Genomic DNA, 21,674 nt, shown 5'->3' on the forward strand with positions numbered 1-21,674 from the left:
GGGCGAACCTTTCTGTCGGAGGAAGGGCCGTCAGCCCTTGGTGCTGCCCGCGCTGATCCCGGCGATGATGTGCCGCTGGAAGACGAGGAACAGCGCGACCATCGGGATGCTGGCGATCACCATCGCGGCGATGAGCACGGTGAGCTGGATGTTCTGCGACAGCTGGACCAGGGCCACGCTGATGGGCTGCTTGTCGGTGTCGGAGAAGACCATCAGCGGCCACAGGAAGTCCTGCCAGACCGCGACCAGGGCGAAGATCGACACGACGCCGAGGACCGGGCGGGACATGGGCAGGACCACGGACCAGAGGATGCGCAGCTTTCCGGCGCCGTCGATCTCGGCGGCCTCCAGCACGTCGCGGGGCAGCTGGTCGAAGAACCGCTTGAGGAGGTAGAGGTTGAAGGCGTTGGCGACGGCCGGCAGCCAGATGCCGAGCGGGTCGTTGAGCAGGCTGGTGTGGATGAACGGCAGATCGGCGACGGTCAGGTACTTGGGTACGACCAGGGCCTGGGCCGGCACCATCAGGGTGGCCAGGATGCCGCCGAGGATCACCTTGCCGAAGGCCGGCTTCAGCTTCGACAGGGCATAGGCGGCGGCCGTGCAGAACACCAGCTGGAAGGCCCAGGCACCGGCGGCCTGCACCACCGTGTTCCACAGGTGCTCCGGGAGCTGCATCAGGTCCCAGGCGTCGGTGTAGCCGGACAGGTGCCAGTGCTTGGGGATGACGGTGGGCGGGGTCTGGGCGATCTCGTCCGGTGACTTCATCGCCCCGGTCACCATCCAGTACACCGGGAACAGGAAGGCGAGCGCGAAAAGGACGACGACCCCCGTGAAGACCGTCCAGTAGGCCGCCCTCCCGCGCGGGCGCGCCAGGGTCGCCGGGGAGATCAGGGTGCGGGTGGCGCTGCTCATCCGTCCTCCCCGGACCGGGTCAGCCGCAGGTACACGGCGGAGAAGATGCCGAGCAGCACCAGGAGCATCACGCTGAGCGCGCAGGCGCCGCCGAAGTCGTTGTAGAGGAAGGCGTACTTGTAGATCAGGTAGAGCACGGTGACCGTGGCGTTCTCCGGGCCGCCCCCCGTGATGACGAACGGCTCGGTGAACACCTGCATGGTGGCGATGATCTGAAGGAGCATCAGCATGAGGATGACGAACCGGGTCTGAGGGATCGTCACGTGCCGGATGCGCTGGAGGAGATTCGCGCCGTCCAGTTCGGCGGCCTCGTACAGCTCGCCGGGGATGGACTGGAGGGCGGCCAGGTAGATCAGGACGGTGCCGCCCATGTTGGCCCAGGTGGCCACGATCACCAGGGAGACGAGCGCGGTGCCGGTGCCGTTGGTCCAGTTCGAGGTGGGCAGGTGCAGGAAGCGCAGCGTCTCGTTGGCGAGGCCGGCCCCGGGGTCGTAGAACCACTTCCACAGCAGGGCGCTGACCACCGGCGGGATCATCACCGGGAGGTAGACCACGACCCGGAAGAACGCCTTGGCGTGCCGCAGTTCGTTGAGGACCAGGGCGAGGACGAACGGGATCGCGAAGCCGATCAGCAGGGCCAGCAGCGTGAAGGTGAGGGTGTTGCGCCAGGCCGCCGAGAACTCGGGGTCGTGCAGGACCCGGGTGAAGTTGGCGGTGCCGACCCACTCGGCGGACGAGCCCGGCGTGTACTTCTGGAAGGAGATCACGACGGCGCGGATCGCCGGGTACCAGGAGAACAGGGCGAAGCAGATCAGTCCGCCGATCAGGAACCCGTAGGCGCGGACCTGGTCGGTGATCCGGCGCCGCCTCCGGTCCCCTGCCGGGGGCGGCGCCGGGGCCTGTCCTACGGCGACCGCCGCCGTGGCGGCGGGTCGTCGTGCGGCCGTCTTGGTCATCGTGGTCAGCCCCGGGCCAGGATGCCGTCGATCTTGTCGTTGGCGTCCTTGAGGAGCTGGTCGATGTCGGCGTCCTTCTTGGTGAGGACCGCGGACACGGCGCCGTCGAGGACGGAGTAGATCTGCTGGGCGTCCGGCGGCTCGATCTTCATCTGCAGGGACTGGTTGCCGTTCAGGAACGCCTGGTAGTTCTCCACCGGCACGTTGGCGTTGGCCTTCTTGACCGCCTGGTCCTTGGCGTCGGCGGCGCCGGTGAACAGGCGCGGCTCGGGCAGGCCGACGGGCGCGTTGTTCTTCTTGGCGCGGGCGTAGTCGCCGAGGAAGCCGTCACCGGGGGTGAGGAACATGGAGTCGAGCCACTTGAGGCCGGCCCGGATCTGGGCGGGGGTGTCCTTCTTGTTGAACATGTAGCCGTCGCCGCCGATGAGCGTGCCCTTGCCGCCGGGCATCGGGCCGAGGGCGAGGTCCTTGTAGTTGCCGCCCTTCTCCTTCACCAGGATCGGGATGTTGTCCGGCGCCGAGAGGTACATGCCGAGCTTGCCCGAACCCATCATCTGCTGCACGTCGTTGAGGATCAGCAACTGCTTGCTGCCCATGGTGTTGTCGGTCCAGCGCATGTCGTGCAGGTTCTGCAGCACCGCGTGGCCCTCGGGGGTGTCGACGGTCGCCGACTTGCCGTCGGCCGACACCACGTCACCGCCCTGCGAGTACATCTCCGCGGTGAAGTGCCAGCCGCCCTGGTTCTGCGCGCTGTAGTCGGCGTACCCGACGGTCCCGTTGCCGAGCGCGGCGATCTTCTTGGCGTCCGCGCGGACCTCGTCCCAGGTCGTCGGCGGCTGGTCGGGGTCGAGGCCGGCCTGCTGGAAGAGCTTGCGGTTGTAGATCAGGCCCATCGAGTAGCCGGTGCGCGGGATGCCGTAGACCTTGCCGTCGACGGTGTAGATGTCCCGCAGCTGCTTCTGGATGGTGTCGTAGCTCTTCAGTTCCTTGAGGTACGGCGTGAGATCGGCCGCCTGGTTGATGTCCACGACGTGCTTGGCGTCGGTGAAGTACGTGTAGAACACGTCCTCCATCTGGCCGCCGGCGAGCTTGGCGTCGAAGGTCTTCGGGTCCTGGCAGGGGAACGCGTCGTGCGCGACGACGTCGATGTCCGGGTTCTTCTTCTCGAAGTCGGCGATGTCCTGGTCGAAGAACGACCGGTCGACCTTGGCGCTCTTCGGCGGCTCGCAGTTGACGGTGATGCGCGTCTTGCCGCTGCCCGCGTCGTCGCCCGACCCGCAGGCCGTGGCCGAGAGCGCGAGTGAGGAACAGACGCCGAACGCGACGAGAGCACGGCGGAACCCGGTGCTGGACATCGGTGGACCCCCCAGAACAGGAGCAGTTGGGCGCCGCACCGGGACCGGTGGGCGCCGCACACTCAAGCACCGGCAGCACCGCCGCGCAAGATGTCACGCAGAATCTGTAATTATTCGACAGCGGATGGGATCTCCTGCGCCTCAGGCTTTCGGCGCTTGCGCGGTCGACCCCCTCACGACCAGCTCGGGCTCGAACAGCAGCTCCTCCGCCGGGACGACCGTCCCGCCGATCTGTGCGTTCAGGAGTTCGACGGCGGCCCGGCCCATGGCCTCGATGGGCTGCCGGACGGTGGTGAGCGGGGGCTCGGTGCAGTTCATGAACGCCGAGTCGTCGTAGCCGACGACCGAGACCCGGGAGGGCACCTCGTACCCCTTGCGGCGGGCCGCGCGGACGGCGCCGAGGGCGAGGGGGTCGCTGGCGCAGATGATGCCGGTGACGCCCCGGTCGATGAGCCGGGACGCGGCCGCGTGGCCGCCCTCGATGGAGAAGATCGCGCGGGCCACGAACTCGTCCGGCAGGTCGCCGATCGCCCGCGCCGCCGCCAGCTTCCGGGCCGAGGGGACGTGGTCGCCGGGGCCGAGGACCAGGCCGATGCGCTCGTGCCCCAGGGAGGCGAGGTGGCGCCAGGCCTGCTCCACCGCCACCGCGTCGTCGCAGGACACACCCGGGAAGCCGAGGTGCTCGATGGCCGCGTTGACCAGCACCACCGGGATGTTGCGGTCGGCGAGCAGCCGGTAGTGGTCGTGCGGCGCCTCGGCCTGGGCGTAGAGCCCGCCGGCGAACACCACCCCGGAGACCTGCTGTTGCAGCAGCAGCTCCACGTAGTCCGCCTCGGAGACCCCGCCCTTGGTCTGCGTGCACAGCACCGGGGTCAGGCCGAGCTGGGCCAGGGCGCCGCCGATGACTTCGGCGAACGCCGGGAAGATGGGGTTCTGCAGCTCGGGCAGGACCAGACCGACGAGCCGGGCGCGCTCACCGCGCAGTTGGGTCGGGCGCTCGTAGCCGAGCACGTCGAGGGCCGAGAGCACCGCCTGCCGGGTCGCCTCGGAGACCCCTGGCTTGCCGTTGAGCACCCGGCTGACCGTGGCCTCGCTGACCCCGACCTTCTTGGCTACTTCCGCAAGTCGTCGCGTCATGCACGCAAGAGTAGCGTAATTTACGCAAGCCTTTTGCGTAACGCCTCAGGGAACGGGATCAGACGCGGCTGCCGGTCGCCGTGTCCGCCGAAAGCCGTTGCGCGACGTAGATCGGGACGACGGACAGCAGGACGAGCACCGCCGCCACCACGTTCACCACCGGAGCCTGCTGCGGGCGGGTCATGTTGTCGAAGATCCACAGAGGCAGGGTCTGGACGCCCGGTCCGGCGGTGAAGGTGGTGACCACGATCTCGTCGAAGGAGAGCGCGAAGGCGAGCAGTCCGCCCGCGAGCAGCGCCGAACGCACCAGCGGGAAGGTGACGTCGACGAAGGCGCGGAAGGTGTCGGCGCCCAGGTCGGCGGCGGCTTCCTCGTAGCTGCCGGAGGTGCGGCGCAGCCGGGCGACGACGTTGTTGAAGACGATCACCACGCAGAAGGTGGCGTGTCCGACGACCACGGTGAACAGGCCGAGTCCGACGCCGAGCGGCTCAAGGACCGTGCTGAAGGCCGAGTTGAGGGCGATGCCGGTGACGATGCCGGGCAGCGCGATGGGCAGGACGACCACGAAGGAGAGGGCGTCCCGGCCGAAGAAGCGGTACCGGGCGACGGCGAAGGCGATCAGTGTGCCGAGCACCAGGGCGATCGCGGTGGCGCCGAGCCCGGCCTTGACCGAGGTCCACAACGCCTCACGGGCACCGGAGCTGCGCCAGGCGGCCGACCACCAGCGGGTGGTCAGGCCGGGCGGCGGCCAGCTCGCGCTGCGGTCCGGGTTCAGGGAGTTGACGAGGACCAGCAGCAACGGCACGTAGATCACGGCGAAGCCGAGGGCGGCGGCGAGGCGGAGGGCGACGCGGGCGGGCCGGGAGAGTGTCATGTGTGACATGTGACATAGCACCCTGATTGTCAGAGGCTGCTCAACGCCCCCGTCCGCCGCATCGCCAGCAGATACAGCACGATGACGACGACCGGGACGGTGGCGAGGGCGGCGGCCATGGGCAGGTTGAGTTCGATGTTGGCGTAGACGAGGTTGCCGATGAGCTGGGTCTTGCCGCCGACGATCTGCACGGTGATGTAGTCGCCGAGGCTGAGCGAGAACGTGAACACCGAGCCGGCGGCGACCGACGGCAGCACCATCGGCAGCACCACCGACCGGAAGGTCCGCCCGGCGCGGGCACCCAGGTCCGCCGACGCGTCGAGGAGGTTGTCGGGCAGCTGCTCCAAAGCGGTGTGGATCGGCAGGATCATGTACGGCAGCCAGAGGTAGGTCAGGGTCAGCACGGTGGCCGGCAGCCCGAAGCCCGGCCCGCTCAGCCCGAACGGCTTCAGCAGCCAGTCGGCGAGTCCGCCCTCGGACAGGATCAGCCGCCACGCGTACACCTTGACCAGGTAACTCGCCCACAGCGGCGTGAGGATGGCGACCACGAGGAGCGGGCGCCGGCTCGGCTTGGCGACGCGGGCGGTGTAGAAGGCGACCGGGAAGGCGAGCACGGCGCACAGGGCGGTCACCGCGAGGGCGACGCCGACGCTGCGCAGGATCACCTGCCGGAACACCGGCGTCGTGAACAGCTCATGGAAGTTGTCCGTCGACCACACCTTCACCACCTCGGAGGTGAAGGAGTCCGTCGTCCAGAACGCGGAGACGAACAGCACGGCCAGCGAGCCGAGGTAGAGCACGGCCAGCCACAGCAGTGGGGCGGTCAGCAGCAGGGCGAGGCGGAGCCGGGGGCGCCGGTGCAGCGCCCCCGCGGTCCGGGTGAGCAGGGCCATGGGTCAGCCCTTGATCTCGGTCCAGGCCTGCACCCACTTGGCGTACGGCACGCACGTGACGTCGGTGCGGCCGTCCAGGCACTGCTCGATGGGCGTGTTCCAGAAGGCGATGTTCTTCCAGTAGCTCTCGTCGGCCGCGTGGTAGGTCGTGCAGAAGTTCTTGTCGCTGGTCAGGTCGCAGGCCTTGGCGTTGGCCGGGGCCTCGCCGAAGTACTCGGCGACCTCGGCGTTGACCTTCGGGGAGACGATCCAGTTGAGCCACTGGTAGGCGCAGTTGGGGTGCTTGGCCTTGGCGGAGACCATCCAGGTGTCGGACCAGCCGGTGGAACCCTCCTTGGGTACAAAGGCTTTCACCTTGGCGCCCTCGTCGGCGGCCAGGTTGGCGATGACCTGCCAGCTGGTGCCGATGACGGAGTCGCCGCTCTTGAAGGCGGAGATCTCCTTGAGGTAGTCGCTCCAGTACTCGCCGATGTCCGCGTTCTGCTGCTTCAGCAGGGCGACGGCCGCGTCGAACTGCTTCTGGTCGAGCGCGTAGGGGTCCTTGATCTTCAGCTCGGGCTTGGTGGCCTTGAGGTAGAGGGCCGCGTCGGCGATGTAGATCGGCGAGTCGTAGGCGGTGACATGGCCCTTGTACGTGCCGGCGTCGTCGAAGACGGCCGACCAGGAGGTGGGCGCGGGACTGACCTTCTGGGTGTTGTACATCAGCAGGTTGGCGCCGCGGCCGTGCGGGATGCCGTACATCTGGCCCTTGACCGAGTTCCAGGCGCCGTTCTTCAGGCCGCTGAAGATGTCCTTGTAGTTCGGTACGAGCTTGGTGTTGACCGGGGCCGCGTCGCCGGAGGCGATCAGGCGCAGGGAGGCGTCGCCGGAGGCGGAGACGGCGTCGTACTGGCCGGTCTTCATCAGCTTGACCATCTCGTCTGAGCTGGCCGCGACCTTGGAGTTGACCTGGCAGCCGGTCTGCTTCTCGAAGTCGGTGACCCAGTCCACCTTGGGGTCGTCGGAACCGTCCTCGACATAGCCGGCCCAGGCGATCAGGTTGACCTCGCCCTCGGACTTGCCCAGCTTGGCGAGGGGTTTGAGGTCGGGCGGGTTGAGGCCGGTCGAGGAGCCGGAGCCGGAGGAGCCGCAGGCGGTGGCGGCCAGCAGCAGCGCGGCGACTGCGGTCGCGGTGAGTGGACGGGTGAGGCGCACGGCGTTCTCCATACGTGAGGGACGGCGCATCCGGACGTCGGGGACGGCGGATCCGGACGATGGGGGCGGACGGCGGTTCAGTCGGGGACGTGGACGGTGTGCCGGCGCTGCCAGCGCAGCCGGACGCGGGTGCCGCGGTAGGCGGCGACGTCCTCGGCGGAGGTGTCGAGGTTCTGCTGGAGCGCGGTGAGCCGGCCGCCGCCGTCCAGGTCGACCAGGAAGCGGGTGGCGTCGCCGAGGTAGACCACCTCTGCGACGGTGCCGAGCGCGCCGACGTGCCCTTCCACGTCCGGGTCGGCGGTCTCGCCGAGGACCCGGATCTTCTCGGGCCGGACGCTGTGGGTGCCGCTCTCGCCGAGCACGCGCAGGGCGGCCTCGCCGGTGAGCAGGTTGGAGGTGCCGACGAAGGAGGCGACGAACGAGGTCTCGGGGCGTTCGTAGATCTCGGCGGGGGTGCCGACCTGTTCGATGCGGCCCTGGTGGAAGACGGCGACGCGGTCGCTCATGGTCAGGGCCTCCTCCTGGTCGTGGGTGACGAAGACGAAGGTGATGCCGACCTCGCGTTGCAGGGCCTTGAGTTCGATCTGCATCTGCTCGCGGAGTTTCAGGTCGAGGGCGCCGAGGGGCTCGTCGAGGAGCAGGACGCGGGGGCGTCCGACGAGGGCGCGGGCGAGGGCGACGCGCTGGCGCTGGCCGCCGGAGAGCTGGGAGGGGCGGCGGGCGCCGTAGCCGTCGAGGCGGACCTCGGCGAGGGCCTTGCGGGCGCGGACCAGGCGTTCGGCCTTGGGGACCTTGCGGACCTTGAGGGAGTAGGCGACGTTCTGCTCGACGCTCATGTGCGGGAACAGGGCGTAGTCCTGGAAGACGGTGTGCACGTCGCGTTCGAAGGGGGCGCGGCGGGTGACGTCCTGCCCGGCGAGTTCGATCGTGCCCGAGGTGGGGGTCTCGAAGCCGGCGATCAGGCGCAGCACGGTGGTCTTGCCGGAGCCGGAGGGGCCGAGCATCGAGAAGAACTCGCCGTCGCGGATCTCCAGGTCGACCCCGGCCACGGCGCTCGTGTCGCCGAACGACTTCCGCAGATCCCGCAACCGGATCGCGCTGGCCTCCATGGGCGGGAACCTCTCTGCCGTTCTCGTGCGTTGCACCTGGTGACCGGAAAGATATGAAGTCATAGTTCAAAGCTCAAGACCCTTCCGAGGTAAAGGTTGGGTCAACGCATAGGGTGGTGGGCCGTGAGACAGCACCAGACGGTGGGCGGCGCCCGAAAGGCCGTCTTCGCCCCGGTGGACGGCGGGGCCCGGGTCGACGCCGTGGTCCGCCGGATCGGCGACGCCATCGAGCTCGGCCTGCTCTCCGACGGGGAGCAGCTGCCCGGCGAGACCGAACTGGCCGGACAGCTCGGGGTGTCCACGGTGACCCTGCGGGAGGCGCTGATGGCCCTGCGCCAGCGGGGTCTGGTGGTCACCCGCCGGGGCCGGGGCGGCGGCAGCTTCGTCTCCTCCCCCGAGGTGCCCGACCGGGAGCGGCTCACGGCGCGGCTGCGCGGCTGGAGCCCCGAGGAGCTGCGCGACCTCGGCGACCACTGGGCGGCCCTGTCCGGCACCGCCGCCGACCTCGCCGCGCAGCGCACCGAGGACCACGACCTCGACCAGCTCCGCCGCACCACCGAGGAGCTGCGCGGGGCACCGGACGCGGCGGCGCGCAGCCGGGTCTACGGCCGCTTCCACGTGGAGCTGGCCGCCGCCGCCCAGTCGGCCCGGCTCACCCGCGAACAGGTCGCGCTCCAGACGGAGATCGGGGCGCTGCTCTGCCTCGTGCTCGGCGACGACGAATATCGTGAAGAGGTGGCGGACCGTCACCGGTCCGTAATCTCGGCCGTGCAGGATGGGGCGCACACATCGGCCAGGGAGCTGGCCGAGCGGTGCGTACGGGACTCGACGGCACGGCTCATCGCCCTGCGGCTGGCCCTGTAGCCGCGCCGTACCCGCTCCCCCGTCCGCCGGAGGGCACCATGAGCCGCGGCACCGTCCCCTGCGGTCCGGCGGCGGCCACGCTCGGCGCCGCCGAGGAGTACGTGGCCGCGCGGGTCGGCCACGCCCTGGAGGCGGTGTTCGACACCGTCGCGGCCACCCGCGCCGACACGGCCGCGCTGCTGAGCCGGGTGGCCGCCGAGGACCGCCGGCCGGTGACCGCCGACCTCGCCGCGCTCCGCCCCGGTCTTCATCTGCGCCTGACCCGGCAGGAGTTGGTCTCCGGCGTCGGGTTCGTGGCCGCGCCGGGGATGCTGGCCGACGTCCCGGCCTGGCTGGAGTGGTGGCAGAGCGACGCCTCGGGGGACGTACGGCCGCTCCTCCTCGACCTGGACCCGCGTACCTCGGCCTACTCCGACTACACGCACTGGGACTGGTTCGCGCTGCCCCGGGACACCGGGCGGCGGGCGGTGGCCGGACCGTACGTGGACTACCTCTGTTCGGACGAGTACAGCCTCACGCTGTCCGCGCCGGTGGAGGTGGGCGGCCGGTTCCTGGGCGTGGCCGCCGCCGACGTGTACCTGCGGCACTTCGAGGCGGCCGCGCTGCCGCTGCTGCGCGAGCTGCCCGGACCCGCGCGGCTGGTCAACGCCCGCGGCCGGGTGGCGGCGTCGGCGGACCCGGCCCGGCTGGCCGGTTCGCTGGACAAGGGGCCGGACTTCGCGGCGGTCCTGGAGAGCGGGCGGCCGGGCACGTTCGGCGGGCTGCGGCTGGTGCCGTGCCGGGGCGTGCCGCTGGTCCTGGTCGTGGCGGGCGGTTGAGAAGGGGCTGAGGCGGGGGCGGGGCGGGGTCCGGACCTCGCCTGCGTCCGGCCCGGCGCCGTCGGCGACCTGAACGCCGACGGTGCCGGGTCAGCCTTCGGGGGCCGGGACGACGGTCAGATGGGCGCCCAGGCCGCCGGGCCGCCGGGCGCGGCGCGGGGCGGCGGGGCGGGGGACGGCGCGCAGCACCAGGGTGTAACGCGCGTAGCCCATGTCCTGAAGGGTCTTGGGGGTTTCACCGACGACCCGGCACTCGGTGGCGCCCAGCAGCGGGTCCGGGTGCAGCAGCAGCCGGACGGCCCCGTCGAGCTGTGCGCCGTCCTCGCCGACCACGCGCAGCCAGTGCGGCAGGCCCTGCCGGAAGGCGGCCTCCATGATGGGGTCCTGGGCGATCTCGCGGCGGATCGACTGGAGTTCGTGGTCGTGGCCGTACCGCTCCAGGGTGGTCTTGAACTGCGCCAGCATCGGCAGGCACCAGCCCGCCTCGTGGGCGCCGAGGACCGCGCCGGCATCCGGGTGGAACAGGACGAAACGCAGGAAGTTGTCCCCGGGCATCGCGGTGGGATGCGGGGCGACCGCCCGGAAAAGTGTCTCGAACGCGCCGTTCGCCAGCACCACGTCCCAGCGGTGGTCCACCACCAGGGACGGGAAGGGGACGGCGTCCAGCAGTAACGCGTAGTCCTGGAGGTACGCCTGGCCCTCAAGGCTCTCGGGGACGGGCCGCGGCGCCGGCCGCCGCCCACCTGCCTGATATGCCATCGGGAGGTCACCCCTCTTGCCTATGCGGCCTTCTCGCGGCGATGTGATCCTGCTGCCCCACCCTGAGTCATGTCAACTATCGTGGCATTTCATGCCTGTTGACGTCCGAAATTGGCCACAGTTGTGGCGAGACCTGGATGTGAGTTCGAACGACCCGCTAATCTCCGGGGGGTTCGCGCGGGTGCCGGGACGTTCACGGCACACCTTGTGAGAAGCCCCTGATTCCCCTGAGAGACGTAGGAGTTCTGTCGGTGACGGATGGCTACGAGGATCCGGGCGCCACGGCGACCGCCCAGCTGCCGGCCGCCGTCGCCCGCGTCACCGCGCTCGCCGACCGGCTCGGCGTCCCGCACGCCGAGGTCTTCCACGTCGGACGGCTCTCCCACGCCTGCGGTGTTCCCGAGCCCGTGGTCCGGGCCCTGCTGACCGGCCGCCCCGCGGGCGAGCCCGACGTCCAGGCCCGCTTCCTGCAACGCCTCGACCTGCTGCGCCACACCCGGCTCAAGCCGAACGGCCGCAAGCACACCCAGCAGGAGATCGCCGACGGCGCGGGCATGTCCCGGCAGCAGGCCGGCGCCCTCATCAACGGTGACCGGCGGCCGACCATGGAGCACTGTGACGCCCTCCAGCGCTTCTTCCGCGTGCACGCGGGGTTCCTCACCGCCGAGGACCCCGAGGCGCTCGCCGGCGCCCTGCAGCGCGTCGAGCAGGAGCTGTTGCAGAAGCTGGCAGACCGGGAGCGGGCCGCGGCCGAGGCGGCCGAGGACCCGCTGGAGCGGCTGTTGCAGGACCACGGGGTGCGCGGCATCGCCTGGCGGGCCGCCCAGCTGCCCACCGACCAGCACCGGGACAAGGTCGCGGAATGGCTGGACATGCTCCTGGAGAGCGTCAAGCGGCCCGCGTCGTGAGCCGAGAGTCGTGACCCGAGGGAGGAAAGTGGGCATCGGCAGGGACATGCGCCGGCTGAGCGGTGAGCTGGTCGGGGAACTGACCCTGCCCACGCCCGCCCCGCCGCAGGAGCTGTACCGGGCGCTGTGCGACGCGCTGGGCCGCCGCCGCGGCCGCCCCGTCCAGTTCCGTACCGCCGTCTTCCCGCCCGGCACCGCCAGCGGCCTCTGGCTGGACCTGGCCGACCGCGACCTGGTCGTCGTCGAGGAACGCACCGTGCCCGACCACCAGTTGGTGATCCTCGGCCACGAGCTGTGGCACATGCACGCCGAGCACTGCGGCCATGACGTGGAGGGGGTCGGGGTGGCCGCGCGGCTCCTCGGCACGGCCACCGGCACCGGCTCCGACGCGGGCACCGGGGCCGACGAGGCCGCGCTCCGGGCCGCCGTCCAGCGGGTGGCCGCCCGCACCCGCTTCGACCGGACCGAGGAACGGGACGCGGAGACCTTCGGGCTGCTGCTGGCCAGCAAGTGCCGGACCTGGCTCGCGGGTTCGGCGCTGCGCGGTCCGGTGCGCCGGCACGACGTGGCGGGCCGCATCGAGGCGTCGTTGGGGTACCTGGGAAAGTAGGCCTCGCGGCCTCGGGGCCGTGACCGGGGCAGCACGGGCTCTCAGGTGGCGCTGCGTTCGCTCGCCTCACGCAGGTCCTGCTGCGCGGCCGGGCCGTGGCCGGTACCGGGGCGGCCGTCGAGGAGCAGGGTGCGCCAGTGCTCACGGCTCCAGTCCGCCGGGGCGGTGGTGGCCGTGAACTCCTGGACCAGGGCGACGAACCGGGCCGGGTCGGCGTGGAACGGGAAGTGCCCGGCGCCCTCGAAGATCTCCAGCCGGGCGCCGGGCATCGCCTCGAGGGCGCGGTGGGCGTGCGGTACCGGGACCACGCTGTCGCGGTCGCCCCACAGGAGCATGGTCGGCATGCCCTCGGTGAGATAGCAGCGGTCCAGCATGGTGACGACCTGGCCACGCCAGTCGACGACCGCGCGCAGGCTGCGGACGAAGGCGTTGCGGGAGGTCTCGTCGGGGAGCGCGTCGACCAGGGTGAGCAGTTCCGGGGCGTCCTGACCGAGGCCGGTGTCCAGCAGTCTCAGCAGGCGTACGGCCAGACCCACTTGGAGCCGCATGCCGGGCAGCCGCAGCGCGGACAGCATCAGATGGGCGCCGGGGAGCGAGACGAGCCGCAGCACCGGGTTGACCTCGCGGCCCACCCCGCCCGCACTGACCAGGATGAGCCGCTCGGTGCGCTCGGGGAACTGGTAGGCGAACTGCATCGCGACTCCCCCGCCGAGCGAGTGCCCGACGAGGGTCGCGGACTCGATGCCCAGGGTGGTCAGCAGGTCCCGTACCCCGTTGGCGTAGGCGGCGACCGAGTAGTCGGCCCGCGGTTTGTCCGACTCGCCGTGGCCGAGCAGATCGGGGGCGATCACGGTGTGGGTGCGGGCGAGGTCGGGGATGAGCCGTGCCCAGGTCGCCGAGGAGTCCCCGATGCCGTGGATGAGGACCAGGGCGGGCCCGTCGCCGGCGATGCGGTAGGCACGCCGGTAGCCGTGCACGACCCGGTGGCGCGCCACGAGTTCCCCGTCGCCCACCGGGCGCAGGTGCGCGGTGCGCTGCGGACGGCTGGGCACCACTTCTGGCACGGCTCGGCCTCCTCCGCTCTCCGGGCCCGCTGCGGCCCGGCCGGAATCCTCTCCTTCCAGGGTAGGAAGACATTTCCCCAGGGAGTTTCGGTGAGGTTTCACCTCCGCTAAGCGAGCGAACCGAGGCCCGGCACGGGGGCGTTGTCAGTGGCGACCGGCAAGCTGGGGGGTGCGCACCGCACACCCGGTGTGCCCGCGCCGTCCGGGCGCGTGACCACGACGACCGACGGGGAGAGCCGACCGATGCACACCGCCGTACTGACCGACCGTGAACGCGCCGCCGTCCAGGCCTATCTGCGGCTGCTGCACACCGTGCGCGCGGCCTTCGACGGACCGCCCGACGCCCCGCGCCCCTTCGTGGTGCCACCGGCCGTGCTCGCCGAGGCCGAGGAGGCACTGGCCGGAGCCGGGCTGACCGGCAACGAGGAGGCGTTCTTCCGGCTGCTGCACGACTGGTGCCCACTCACCTGAGCCGACGGCGCGTCAGGGGTTGGGAGCAGGTGGCGGCTGATGACGCTTGAGTGCGTTCTGACACGCGCGAGTGAGCCTCCCGGCAGGTCAGACACGTTCCTGCCCGGGGGAACGAGAGTTCTTGCGTCGAATGTGTGACCTTCTGAGGTGGTGGTCGTTGGGCGTGGTGACGGATTTCTGCGACATGGGCCCGGGGGTGACAGGGGGCGGGTGGACTGCGGGAGGTGGCGGCGCCGTTCGTTGTGCCCGGCCCCTCGGGAGTCTCCGTCCGTACCCGGCTCAAGGGCCTGACCGTGGGAGACGAGAAGGTGCTGCGCCTGGTCGGTGACCACCTCGGGTCGCTGGCTTCCCGTGATCTGAGGGCGCGGTGTGCGGCCGGGCTGGACCACGACAGCGGGCAGTGGGCGCGGCGCAAGCGTGTCCTGACCGAGGGGTCCTCCTCGCGCTGGGCCGGGTCGGTCACGAAGGCCACCCACGACCAGTGGGCGTTCGCCCGGCGCGGCCTGCTCGCGTACATCCACCGCCTCCAAGCAGGCGTACGCACCATCGCGCACCGCCTGTCCCTGCCCATCGGCGAGAAGGGCTCCAAACGAGCGCCGGGTGGCTATCGCAGCAGGCGGGAGTGGTTCGCCAAGTCCCGCCGCCTGCACGTCCTCGAAGACCGGCTGAAGGCGGCGCAGGCCGACTGGCAGGCCGGTGTCGTGCGTGTGGTGCGCGGCGGCAAACGGCTGCTGAACACCCGTCACCACCTGGAGACGGCCGGGCTCACCCACGAGCAGTGGCGTGCCCGGTGGCAGGCCGGGCGCCGGTTCCTCCAGGCGGACGGAGAGTCCGGGAAGCGTTACGGCAACGAGACCCTCCGCGTCACCCCCGACGGCGAGGTCTCCCTCAAGCTTCCCGCGCCGCTGGCACATCTGGCGAACGCCCCGCACGGCCGGTACGTGCTCGTCGGCCGGGTGTCGTTCGCGTACCGGGGCGAACAGTGGGCCGACCGCGTCACCGCGAACCGGGCTGTCGCCTACCGCATCCACGAAGACGTGCAGCGTGGCCGCTGGTACCTGACCGCATCATGGACCATCCCACCGGTGAAGACCCTGCCGCTGGAGACGGCCCGCGCAAGCGGCCTGGTCGGCGTCGACACCAACGCCGACCACCTCGCCGCCTGGCGCCTCGACAGGGACGGCAACCCCCTCGGCGAACCACTCCGCTTCGCCTACGACCTCACCGGCACCGCCGACCACCGCGACGCCCAGGTGCGGCACGCCCTGATCCGCCTGCTGCACTTCGCCCGGCGGCACGGTCTGGCGATCGCGGTCGAGGACCTCGACTTCACCGCGGAGAAGACCCGCGAGAAACACGGCCGCCGCAAGAAGTTCCGCAACCTCATCTCCGGCATGCCCACCTCTCGGCTGCGAGCGCGGCTCGTGTCCATGGCGGCCGAACTGGGCATCCCCGTCGTCGCCGTCGACCCCGCCTACACCAGCAAGTGGGGCGCCCAGCACTGGCAAAAGCCTCCTACCAGCAAGACCAGGAAGGCCACCCGCCACGACGCGGCCGCGGTGGCGATCGGAAGGCGCGCCCTGGGACACCCGATCAGGCGTCGGACGGCACCGCCCCGCACCCACCAGAGCGATGGATGCGGGCATCGGACCGTCCAGGCCAGACCGGGCGCCCCGGGGCGTGAGGGAAACCGCCCCCGCATCCCCGGACCACGGACACGATCCGTCGGCGCCGAACGCGGAGCGAACGCGGTCGACCAGAATGCCCACCACCGTCCGGGGCGTTCGGCTGAGCACGAGCCCTGGCAACAGGACTCGCTCCCGCTCAGTCTTTAGGAACGGTGCGGCACGACCACGGCCGAGGTCAGCATGCCGTGCCCCACGCTCCAGCGGCCCTCGAAGACCTGCAGCCGCCGCCCGCCGACCTCCGGCCCGGGGACCAGGAGGCGGGCGCGCAGGATGCCGTGCGGCCGCTCACCGGGCTCGGGGACGAGTTCTATGTCGGCCTCCATGAAGTCCAGCCACTTCCCGGTGAGGGGGAACCACGCCTTGTAGACGGACTCCTTGGCGCTGAACAGCAGCCGGTCCCAGTGCACGCCGGGCCGCCCGGCCGCCAGCAGGCCGAGCCGCTCCCGCTCGGCGGGCAGCAGCACGGCCTCGGCGACGCCCTCGGGGAGCGCGGCGTGCGGTTCGGCGTCGATGCCGAGGGAGGCCAGGTCGGCGGCGCGGACCAGGGCGGCGGCGCAGTAGCCCTCGCAGTGGGTCATGCTGCCGACCAGCCCGTCCGGCCAGCGCGGGGCGCCGCGCTCGCCGCTCACGACGGCCTGCGGCGGGACTCCCAGCTTCTCCATGGCGCTCCGGGCGCAGGCGCGCACGGCGGCGAACTCGCGGCGGCGCTTGGGCACGGCCCGGGCGACCAGCGCCGCCTCCTCGGGGTAGAGCGGGGCCTCGCGGATCGACTCGTCACCGAGCATCTCCACGGCCACCACCGACTCCGGGAGCAGCTCCTCGATCACCGGTTCCGACCTCCATCGGCAGAATGCGGCGCAGCCGGCCCGGTTCCCCGGAACGCTTGCGCCACTCGCGGGGATATCCCACGGAGACCTCTTCGAAGCGGACCCCGTCGAGCCAGGTGGTCCGGGGGATGTGCAGATGACCGTAGACCATGGTCGCGACGCGGAACCGGCGGTGCCAGTCGGCGGTGCGGGTGGTGCCGCACCACATGGCGAACTCCGGGTACCAGAGCACGTCCATGGGGTGCCGGTCCAGCGGATAGTGCCCGGCCAGCACGGTCGGCAGGTCCTCCGGCAGCTCGGCGAGCCGGCGCTCGGTCTCCTCGACCCGGGCCCGGCACCAGTCCTCGCGGGTCGGGTAGGGGTCGGGGTGCAGCAGGTACTCGTCGTTGCAGACGATGCCGGTGCCGTGCGCGTAGGCGAGGCCCTCGTCCTTGGTGGCGCAGCCGGCCGGCAGGAAGGAGTAGTCGTACAGCAGGAACAGCGGTGCCACGACGACCGGGCCGCCCGGGCCCTCCCAGAGCGGGTACGGGTCCTCGGGGGTGACCACGCCCAGCTCCCGGCAGAGGTCGACGAGGTGCTCGTAGCGGGCGACTCCGCGCAGGGTGACCGGATCCTTGGGGTGGGTCCACAGGTCGTGGTTGCCGGGCGCCCACAGCACCTTGCGGAAGCGGCCGGCGAAGGTCTCCAGCACCCAGCGGATGTCCGCGACGGTCTCCGCGACGTCACCGGCGACGATCAGCCAGTCCTCGTCCGTCTCCGGACGCATCTTCTCGACGAGCTCGCGGTTCTCCGGGTACGAGATGTGCAGGTCGCTGATGGCCAGCAACTGCCCGGCACCGGCCGTGGACTCCACCCCGTACCCCTTCCGATCATGTCGTCGGCCCCCACCACAACACACTTCGGGGGCCGGGAACAAGAGCACCGGGCCGGGCGCGGGGCCGGGCTTCGGGCCGTCAAGGAAACCGGCGCGGACGGTGCAGGAAAACGCGCGTGGACAGTACGGGGAAATCCGTAACACTCGCGTTGCACGCGGGGCCCCTTGAACGCCGTATGATCCCCCCAACACCACCGCCACGAACTTCCCTTCGCCCAGGGCGGTTTGGTGTCCCTCCAACCACCCTGCCCGGGCACGGGCCCGCTGAGCCCTGCCCGAAAACCCCGAAAGGCGGCTTTAATGCGCTCTCGCGTACGCGTCTGGCTCAACCGCACGTACGCGGAGAACGTGTTCTTCATGGATCAGCTGCGGAGAAATCCCAGCGACCGGGCGGTCGAGATCCATGCGACGCACGGTGACGCCGACTCCCCCGTGCTGGCCGCCGCCGACACCGCCGACCTGGAGCCGGAGGGCCTGTCCCCGGCCGCCTACGTCGAGTACGCCCTCGACCAGTGCCAGCGCCGTGGCATCGATGTCTTCGTGCCCCGGCTGCACCAGTCGGCGATCGTGGCCCACCGGGCCGACTTCGAGGCGATCGGCACGGCCCTGCTGGCGCCGACGCCGGAGGCGACCGCGGTCTTCGAGGACAAGGCGACCGCGTACGAGGCGGTGAGCTCGGTGGGCGTCCCGGTGCCGCCGTGGTCGCGGGTCCGCACGGCGGACGAGCTGGTCGCCGCGGTCGAGGAGCTGGAGGCCGGCGGGCACAAGGCCTGCTTCAAGCCGGCCGTCGGCGCGGGTGGCGTGGGTTTCCGGGTGATCACGCGCGCCCCCTTCTCGCTCTTTCACCTCAACGGGTTCCCCGGCCCGTACGTCCAGCTCGACCTGGTCGTGGACGCGCTGCGCCGCGCGGACCAGCCGGTGGACTGGCTGGTGATGCCGCGGCTGGAGGAGCCGGAGGTGTCCGTCGACTGCCTCACCGGGCCCGACAACCGCATCCGGCTGGCCGTGGGCCGCACCAAGAAGGGCCGCCGGCGCGGGTTCACCCTCGACGAGCAGTGGCTGAAGCCGGCGCGGATCATCGCCGAGGGCTTCGGGCTGCACTACCTGTCCAACATCCAGTTCCGGATGTACGGCGACCAGCCCGTGCTGCTCGATGTCAACACGCGTCCCGCTGGGGGATTGCACCAGCTGTCGCTCTGCGGGGTCAACGCGCCCTGGGCCGCCGTGCAGTTGGCGCTGGGCGAGGACCCCGGGGTGATCGAGCCGCCGTTCCTGGGGCAGGACTACGCGGTGGTGTCAGGGCCGAAGCCTGTCCTGCCGTCGGTTCCCGTGCAGCGGGAAGAGACGGAAGAGGTGGTGCTGCAGGCGGCGGTGCCTGCGCCTGTTGCTGTCGGGTCGGTGGAGGCGGCGGAGGCTTTGCCGCTTTAGGTATGACGCCGGCTGCGGGTCCGTTGCGGCTGATCGCGCCCACGCGGCGGAGCCGCAAATTGAACACAGCCCCGCGCCCCTTTCGGGGCGCCTCGACTCACCGGTATGGACCAATTCACGCCCGTCTCCTTGACAGGCGGATTGGTCCATACCAACTTGGTTGCGCACCCCCCTGCACCTTCGTGCAGCTCCCGAACACCCCCATTCCTTGAGGGAGATCGCGTGCGCAACTCGCTCAGACGTTCCAGACGTCGGATATTCGCTCTGCTCGGGTCCGCCGCTCTCGCGCTCGCCGGCGCCATCGCGCTGCCCGGTACCGCGCAGGCGGCGAACGTCCTGTCCAACCCCGGCTTCGAGTCGGGGAGCCTCTCGCCGTGGTCCTGCTCCGGGAACCTCGGCTCGGTCGTGTCGTCGCCCGTGCACAGCGGCTCCAAGGCGCTCGCGGGGGCCGCGAGTTCCAGTGACAACGCCCAGTGCACGCAGACCGTCGCCGTGCAGCCCAACACGACGTACTCGCTCAGCGGCTGGGTCCGCGGTTCGTACGTCTACCTCGGGGTGACCGGCGGGGCGTCCACCTGGACGACCTCCGCGTCCCAGTACAGCCAGCTGACGGTCTCCTTCACCACCGGGGCCTCGCAGACCAGCGCCCAGATCTACGTGCACGGGTGGTACGCCCAGGGGACGTACTACGCCGACGACATCAGCCTCGACGGGCCCGGCGGCAGTTCGGACACCCAGGCGCCCACCGCGCCCACGAACCTCACCTCCACCGGGAAGACCTCGTCGAGCGTGTCCCTGTCGTGGTCGGCCGCGACGGACAACGTCGGGGTGGCGGCCTACGACGTCTACCGCGGGTCGACCCTGGCGACGAGCGTCTCCGGGACCTCCGCCACGGTGAGCGGCCTGTCGGCCAGTACGGCGTACACGTTCACGGTGAAGGCGCGGGACGCGGCCGGGAACGTGTCGGCGGCGTCCAACTCCGTGTCGGTGACGACGAGCGCGGGCAGCGGCGGCGGGACCGGGTTCAAGCAGGCCGCGCCCTACCTCTACGAGGGCTGGGGGGATCCGCCGAACCCGTCCACGGTGATGAGCGCGACCGGCATCAAGAACTTCACGATGGCCTTCGTGCTGGACTCGGGCGGCTGCACGCCGGCCTGGGACGGCAGCCGGGCGCTGACCGGCGGCGCCGACCAGACCGCGATCAACCAGATCCGGGCGGCCGGCGGTGACGTCACCCCGTCGTTCGGCGGCTGGCAGGGCAGCAAGCTCGGCGCCAACTGCTCCTCGGCGAGCGCGCTGGCCGGGGCGATCCAGAAGGTGATCGACGCCTACGGTCTCAAGTCCGTCGACATGGACATCGAGAACACGGACGAGTTCGAGAACGAGGCCGTGCAGGCGAAGATCCTGACCGCACTGAAGACGGTCAAGGCCAACAACGCCGGCCTGAAGACGATCGTCACCTTCGGGACGTCCACCACCGGGCCGACGTACTACGGCAACCGGCTCATCGAGCAGGCCCAGTCGATCGGCGCCGACATCGACGTCTTCACGATCATGCCGTTCGACTTCGGCGGCGGCTCCGACATGTACGGCAACACCGTCGCCGCGGCCGAGGGGCTGAAGACCAAGCTGAAGTCCACGTTCGGCTGGGACGACGCGACGGCCTACGCGCACATCGGGATCTCCGGCATGAACGGGCTGTCCGACCAGCAGGAGAACACGACCCCGGCGATCTGGACGCAGATCCGTGACTGGGGGAACTCGCACCACATCGCCCGGCTCGCGTTCTGGGCGGCGAACCGGGACCGCGGCTGCGCGGGCGGCGGCGTGGTGAGCAACTGCTCCGGGATCAGCCAGAGCGACTGGCAGTTCACCTCGATCACGGCCGGCTTCACCGGCTGAGCATCGGGACCGACGGCGTGGGGATGCCTAGACCGGGTATCCCCACGCCTTCGCTATCTCGGCGAGCCGGGGCGGGAGTTCGGCGGTCGGGTCGGCCTGGCGGGCGGCCTGGATCCTGCCGGACTTGATCTCCTTGCTCCAGTCGCCGAGCTTCGGCTTGAACGTGCCGTGGTCCTGCTTGCCGTAGTCGAGCATGCCGCTCTCCCACGGAACGCCGAGGTACTCGCACAGACCGCGGGTGACCCGCTCCGGGTCGGCGGTGAGGTCCTCGTACGTGATCACGTGGGCCTCGGTGAGGCTCTGGCGGGCTTCTTCGAGCTTCTCGGCGTAGCTCAGGACCTCGGCGCGGATCGCCTCGTGGTTGGGTTCGGCGCGGCGGCTGGTCAGGGACTGGATGACGGCGCCGGGGTGGCGCAGCAGCAGGATGAACCGGGCATCGGGCCAACATCGGTGCAGCCGGGGCCAGATGAGGGTGTTCGGCGGGGTCTTGTCGACGATGACGTCCTTGCCGCTGCGGCTGAGCTCCAGGTGCAGCACCCGGTCCCACAGCACGTGCTCCAGCTCCTCGCGGTCGAGGGCGAGCTCCTTCATGGCGTCCGCCGTGAACTCCCGGGACATGCGGACGTGGACCGTGCGCAGGTGCATCTCGTGCGGGGCGCGGATGCGGCTGTGGCTGTTCAGCAGGACCCGCAGCAGCGTGGAGCCGGAGCGCACCGAGGAGAGCACGAAGGCGGGGGACTCCACGAGGCGCGGGGCGAGCGGGGCCGTGTAGTCGGCGGGGGCCTGCTGCGGCCGCTCGGCCGGACGCTGGGTCGGGATGGCATCCAGGGTCTTGCGCGGCGGGCTCACCGCCTGCGCCATGAGCCGGCCCCGGCGCTTCAGCCCCTTGGCGATCGCTGACATTCGCGGGTCTCGCACGGTGATGCCTTTCTGTCGTCCCTGCCGTCCCGCATCCCAGGGGTGCCAGGCAAACTCAAGGTGTCCAAGAGGAGAACCAGCAGGGTCACGGCGCCCCGAAAAGCCGCCGTGAC

Annotated in this window: 21 protein-coding genes; 8 read left to right on the forward strand and 13 right to left on the reverse strand. The window is 70.8% G+C overall.

Annotated elements, in window-relative coordinates:
- Positions 1-30 precede the first annotated feature (30 nt).
- The 8 genes from ABT137_RS39950 to ABT137_RS39985 all read right to left on the reverse strand — a co-directional run bounded on the left by ABT137_RS39950 (position 31) and on the right by ABT137_RS39985 (position 8,430).
- Positions 31-912: a carbohydrate ABC transporter permease gene (locus tag ABT137_RS39950; RefSeq protein WP_351716674.1), complete on the reverse strand. Its 882-nt coding sequence runs from the start codon at positions 910-912 to the stop codon at positions 31-33.
- Entirely contained in the window at positions 909-1,868 is a 960-nt protein-coding gene (locus tag ABT137_RS39955) for a carbohydrate ABC transporter permease (protein ID WP_351716677.1), read from the reverse strand. The genes ABT137_RS39950 and ABT137_RS39955 overlap by 4 nt, the downstream gene beginning before the upstream one ends.
- A gap of 5 nt (positions 1,869-1,873) precedes the next feature.
- Complete coding sequence (locus tag ABT137_RS39960) at positions 1,874-3,223, reverse strand: ABC transporter substrate-binding protein (protein ID WP_351716680.1); 1,350 nt, start codon at positions 3,221-3,223, stop codon at positions 1,874-1,876.
- Positions 3,224-3,364: 141 nt separating this feature from the next.
- The gene (locus tag ABT137_RS39965) at positions 3,365-4,360 is read right to left on the reverse strand and encodes a LacI family DNA-binding transcriptional regulator (protein WP_351716683.1); all 996 of its coding nucleotides are present in this window, start codon (positions 4,358-4,360) and stop codon (positions 3,365-3,367) included.
- 58 nt (positions 4,361-4,418) lie between these two features.
- A complete protein-coding gene (locus ABT137_RS39970) occupies positions 4,419-5,234 on the reverse strand; it encodes an ABC transporter permease (RefSeq protein ID WP_351716765.1) in 816 nt (271 codons plus the stop codon).
- A gap of 29 nt (positions 5,235-5,263) precedes the next feature.
- Positions 5,264-6,127, reverse strand: a complete 864-nt coding sequence (locus ABT137_RS39975) for an ABC transporter permease (protein ID WP_351716685.1) — start codon at positions 6,125-6,127, stop codon at positions 5,264-5,266.
- Positions 6,128-6,130: 3 nt separating this feature from the next.
- Positions 6,131-7,321 carry an ABC transporter substrate-binding protein gene (locus ABT137_RS39980; protein WP_351716688.1) on the reverse strand — a complete coding sequence of 397 codons (1,191 nt, stop codon included), beginning with the start codon at positions 7,319-7,321 and terminating at the stop codon, positions 6,131-6,133.
- 77 nt (positions 7,322-7,398) lie between these two features.
- Positions 7,399-8,430, reverse strand: coding sequence for an ABC transporter ATP-binding protein (locus tag ABT137_RS39985; protein WP_351716690.1), 1,032 nt, complete (start codon positions 8,428-8,430; stop codon positions 7,399-7,401).
- Between the two features lie 123 nt (positions 8,431-8,553).
- On the opposite strand from ABT137_RS39985, the gene ABT137_RS39990 reads away from it, so the two are divergent.
- Together ABT137_RS39990 and ABT137_RS39995 are read left to right on the forward strand one after the other, a co-directional pair.
- Entirely contained in the window at positions 8,554-9,294 is a 741-nt protein-coding gene (locus ABT137_RS39990) for a FadR/GntR family transcriptional regulator (RefSeq protein WP_351716692.1), read from the forward strand.
- 38 nt (positions 9,295-9,332) lie between these two features.
- Positions 9,333-10,112, forward strand: coding sequence for a cache domain-containing protein (locus tag ABT137_RS39995; protein WP_351716694.1), 780 nt, complete (start codon positions 9,333-9,335; stop codon positions 10,110-10,112).
- 90 nt (positions 10,113-10,202) lie between these two features.
- Here the strand turns inward: ABT137_RS39995 and ABT137_RS40000 are convergent, their stop codons facing one another.
- Positions 10,203-10,871 (reverse strand): MmyB family transcriptional regulator, encoded by a 669-nt coding sequence (locus tag ABT137_RS40000; RefSeq protein WP_351716696.1) that lies wholly within the window; start codon positions 10,869-10,871, stop codon positions 10,203-10,205.
- Positions 10,872-11,122: 251 nt separating this feature from the next.
- On the opposite strand from ABT137_RS40000, the gene ABT137_RS40005 reads away from it, so the two are divergent.
- On the forward strand, positions 11,123-11,779 hold the full coding sequence (locus ABT137_RS40005; protein ID WP_351716698.1) for a helix-turn-helix domain-containing protein: 657 nt from the start codon (positions 11,123-11,125) through the stop codon (positions 11,777-11,779).
- Positions 11,780-11,825: 46 nt separating this feature from the next.
- Positions 11,826-12,389: a toxin-antitoxin system, toxin component gene (locus tag ABT137_RS40010; RefSeq protein WP_351716766.1), complete on the forward strand. Its 564-nt coding sequence runs from the start codon at positions 11,826-11,828 to the stop codon at positions 12,387-12,389.
- A gap of 41 nt (positions 12,390-12,430) precedes the next feature.
- On the opposite strand, the gene ABT137_RS40015 is transcribed toward ABT137_RS40010, so the two are convergent.
- Positions 12,431-13,411, reverse strand: coding sequence for an alpha/beta fold hydrolase (locus ABT137_RS40015; protein WP_351716768.1), 981 nt, complete (start codon positions 13,409-13,411; stop codon positions 12,431-12,433).
- 285 nt (positions 13,412-13,696) lie between these two features.
- On the opposite strand from ABT137_RS40015, the gene ABT137_RS40020 reads away from it, so the two are divergent.
- Positions 13,697-13,924, forward strand: a complete 228-nt coding sequence (locus tag ABT137_RS40020) for a hypothetical protein (RefSeq protein WP_351716770.1) — start codon at positions 13,697-13,699, stop codon at positions 13,922-13,924.
- Between the two features lie 224 nt (positions 13,925-14,148).
- On the forward strand, positions 14,149-15,759 hold the full coding sequence (locus tag ABT137_RS40025) for an IS200/IS605 family accessory protein TnpB-related protein (protein WP_351716700.1): 1,611 nt from the start codon (positions 14,149-14,151) through the stop codon (positions 15,757-15,759).
- Here the strand turns inward: ABT137_RS40025 and ABT137_RS40030 are convergent.
- Positions 15,756-16,439 carry a 4'-phosphopantetheinyl transferase family protein gene (locus ABT137_RS40030; protein ID WP_351716702.1) on the reverse strand — a complete coding sequence of 228 codons (684 nt, stop codon included), beginning with the start codon at positions 16,437-16,439 and terminating at the stop codon, positions 15,756-15,758. The two genes, ABT137_RS40025 and ABT137_RS40030, sit on opposite strands and share 4 nt — an antisense overlap.
- The gene (locus tag ABT137_RS40035) at positions 16,387-17,292 is read right to left on the reverse strand and encodes a metallophosphoesterase family protein (RefSeq protein WP_351716704.1); all 906 of its coding nucleotides are present in this window, start codon (positions 17,290-17,292) and stop codon (positions 16,387-16,389) included. The genes ABT137_RS40030 and ABT137_RS40035 overlap by 53 nt, the downstream gene beginning before the upstream one ends.
- 321 nt (positions 17,293-17,613) lie before the next feature.
- Between ABT137_RS40035 and ABT137_RS40040 the strand changes: the two genes are divergently transcribed.
- Positions 17,614-18,741 carry an ATP-grasp domain-containing protein gene (locus ABT137_RS40040; protein WP_351716705.1) on the forward strand — a complete coding sequence of 376 codons (1,128 nt, stop codon included), beginning with the start codon at positions 17,614-17,616 and terminating at the stop codon, positions 18,739-18,741.
- Positions 18,742-18,963: 222 nt separating this feature from the next.
- Entirely contained in the window at positions 18,964-20,643 is a 1,680-nt protein-coding gene (locus ABT137_RS40045; protein WP_351716706.1) for a carbohydrate binding domain-containing protein, read from the forward strand.
- Positions 20,644-20,670: 27 nt separating this feature from the next.
- Here the strand turns inward: ABT137_RS40045 and ABT137_RS40050 are convergent, their stop codons facing one another.
- Positions 20,671-21,546, reverse strand: coding sequence for a sulfotransferase family protein (locus ABT137_RS40050; protein WP_351716708.1), 876 nt, complete (start codon positions 21,544-21,546; stop codon positions 20,671-20,673).
- Between the last annotated feature and the right edge of the window lie 128 nt (positions 21,547-21,674).

Origin of the sequence: Streptomyces sp. NPDC001980, assembly GCF_040296885.1 — a bacterium.
Classification (GTDB): Bacteria; Actinomycetota; Actinomycetes; order Streptomycetales; family Streptomycetaceae; genus Streptomyces.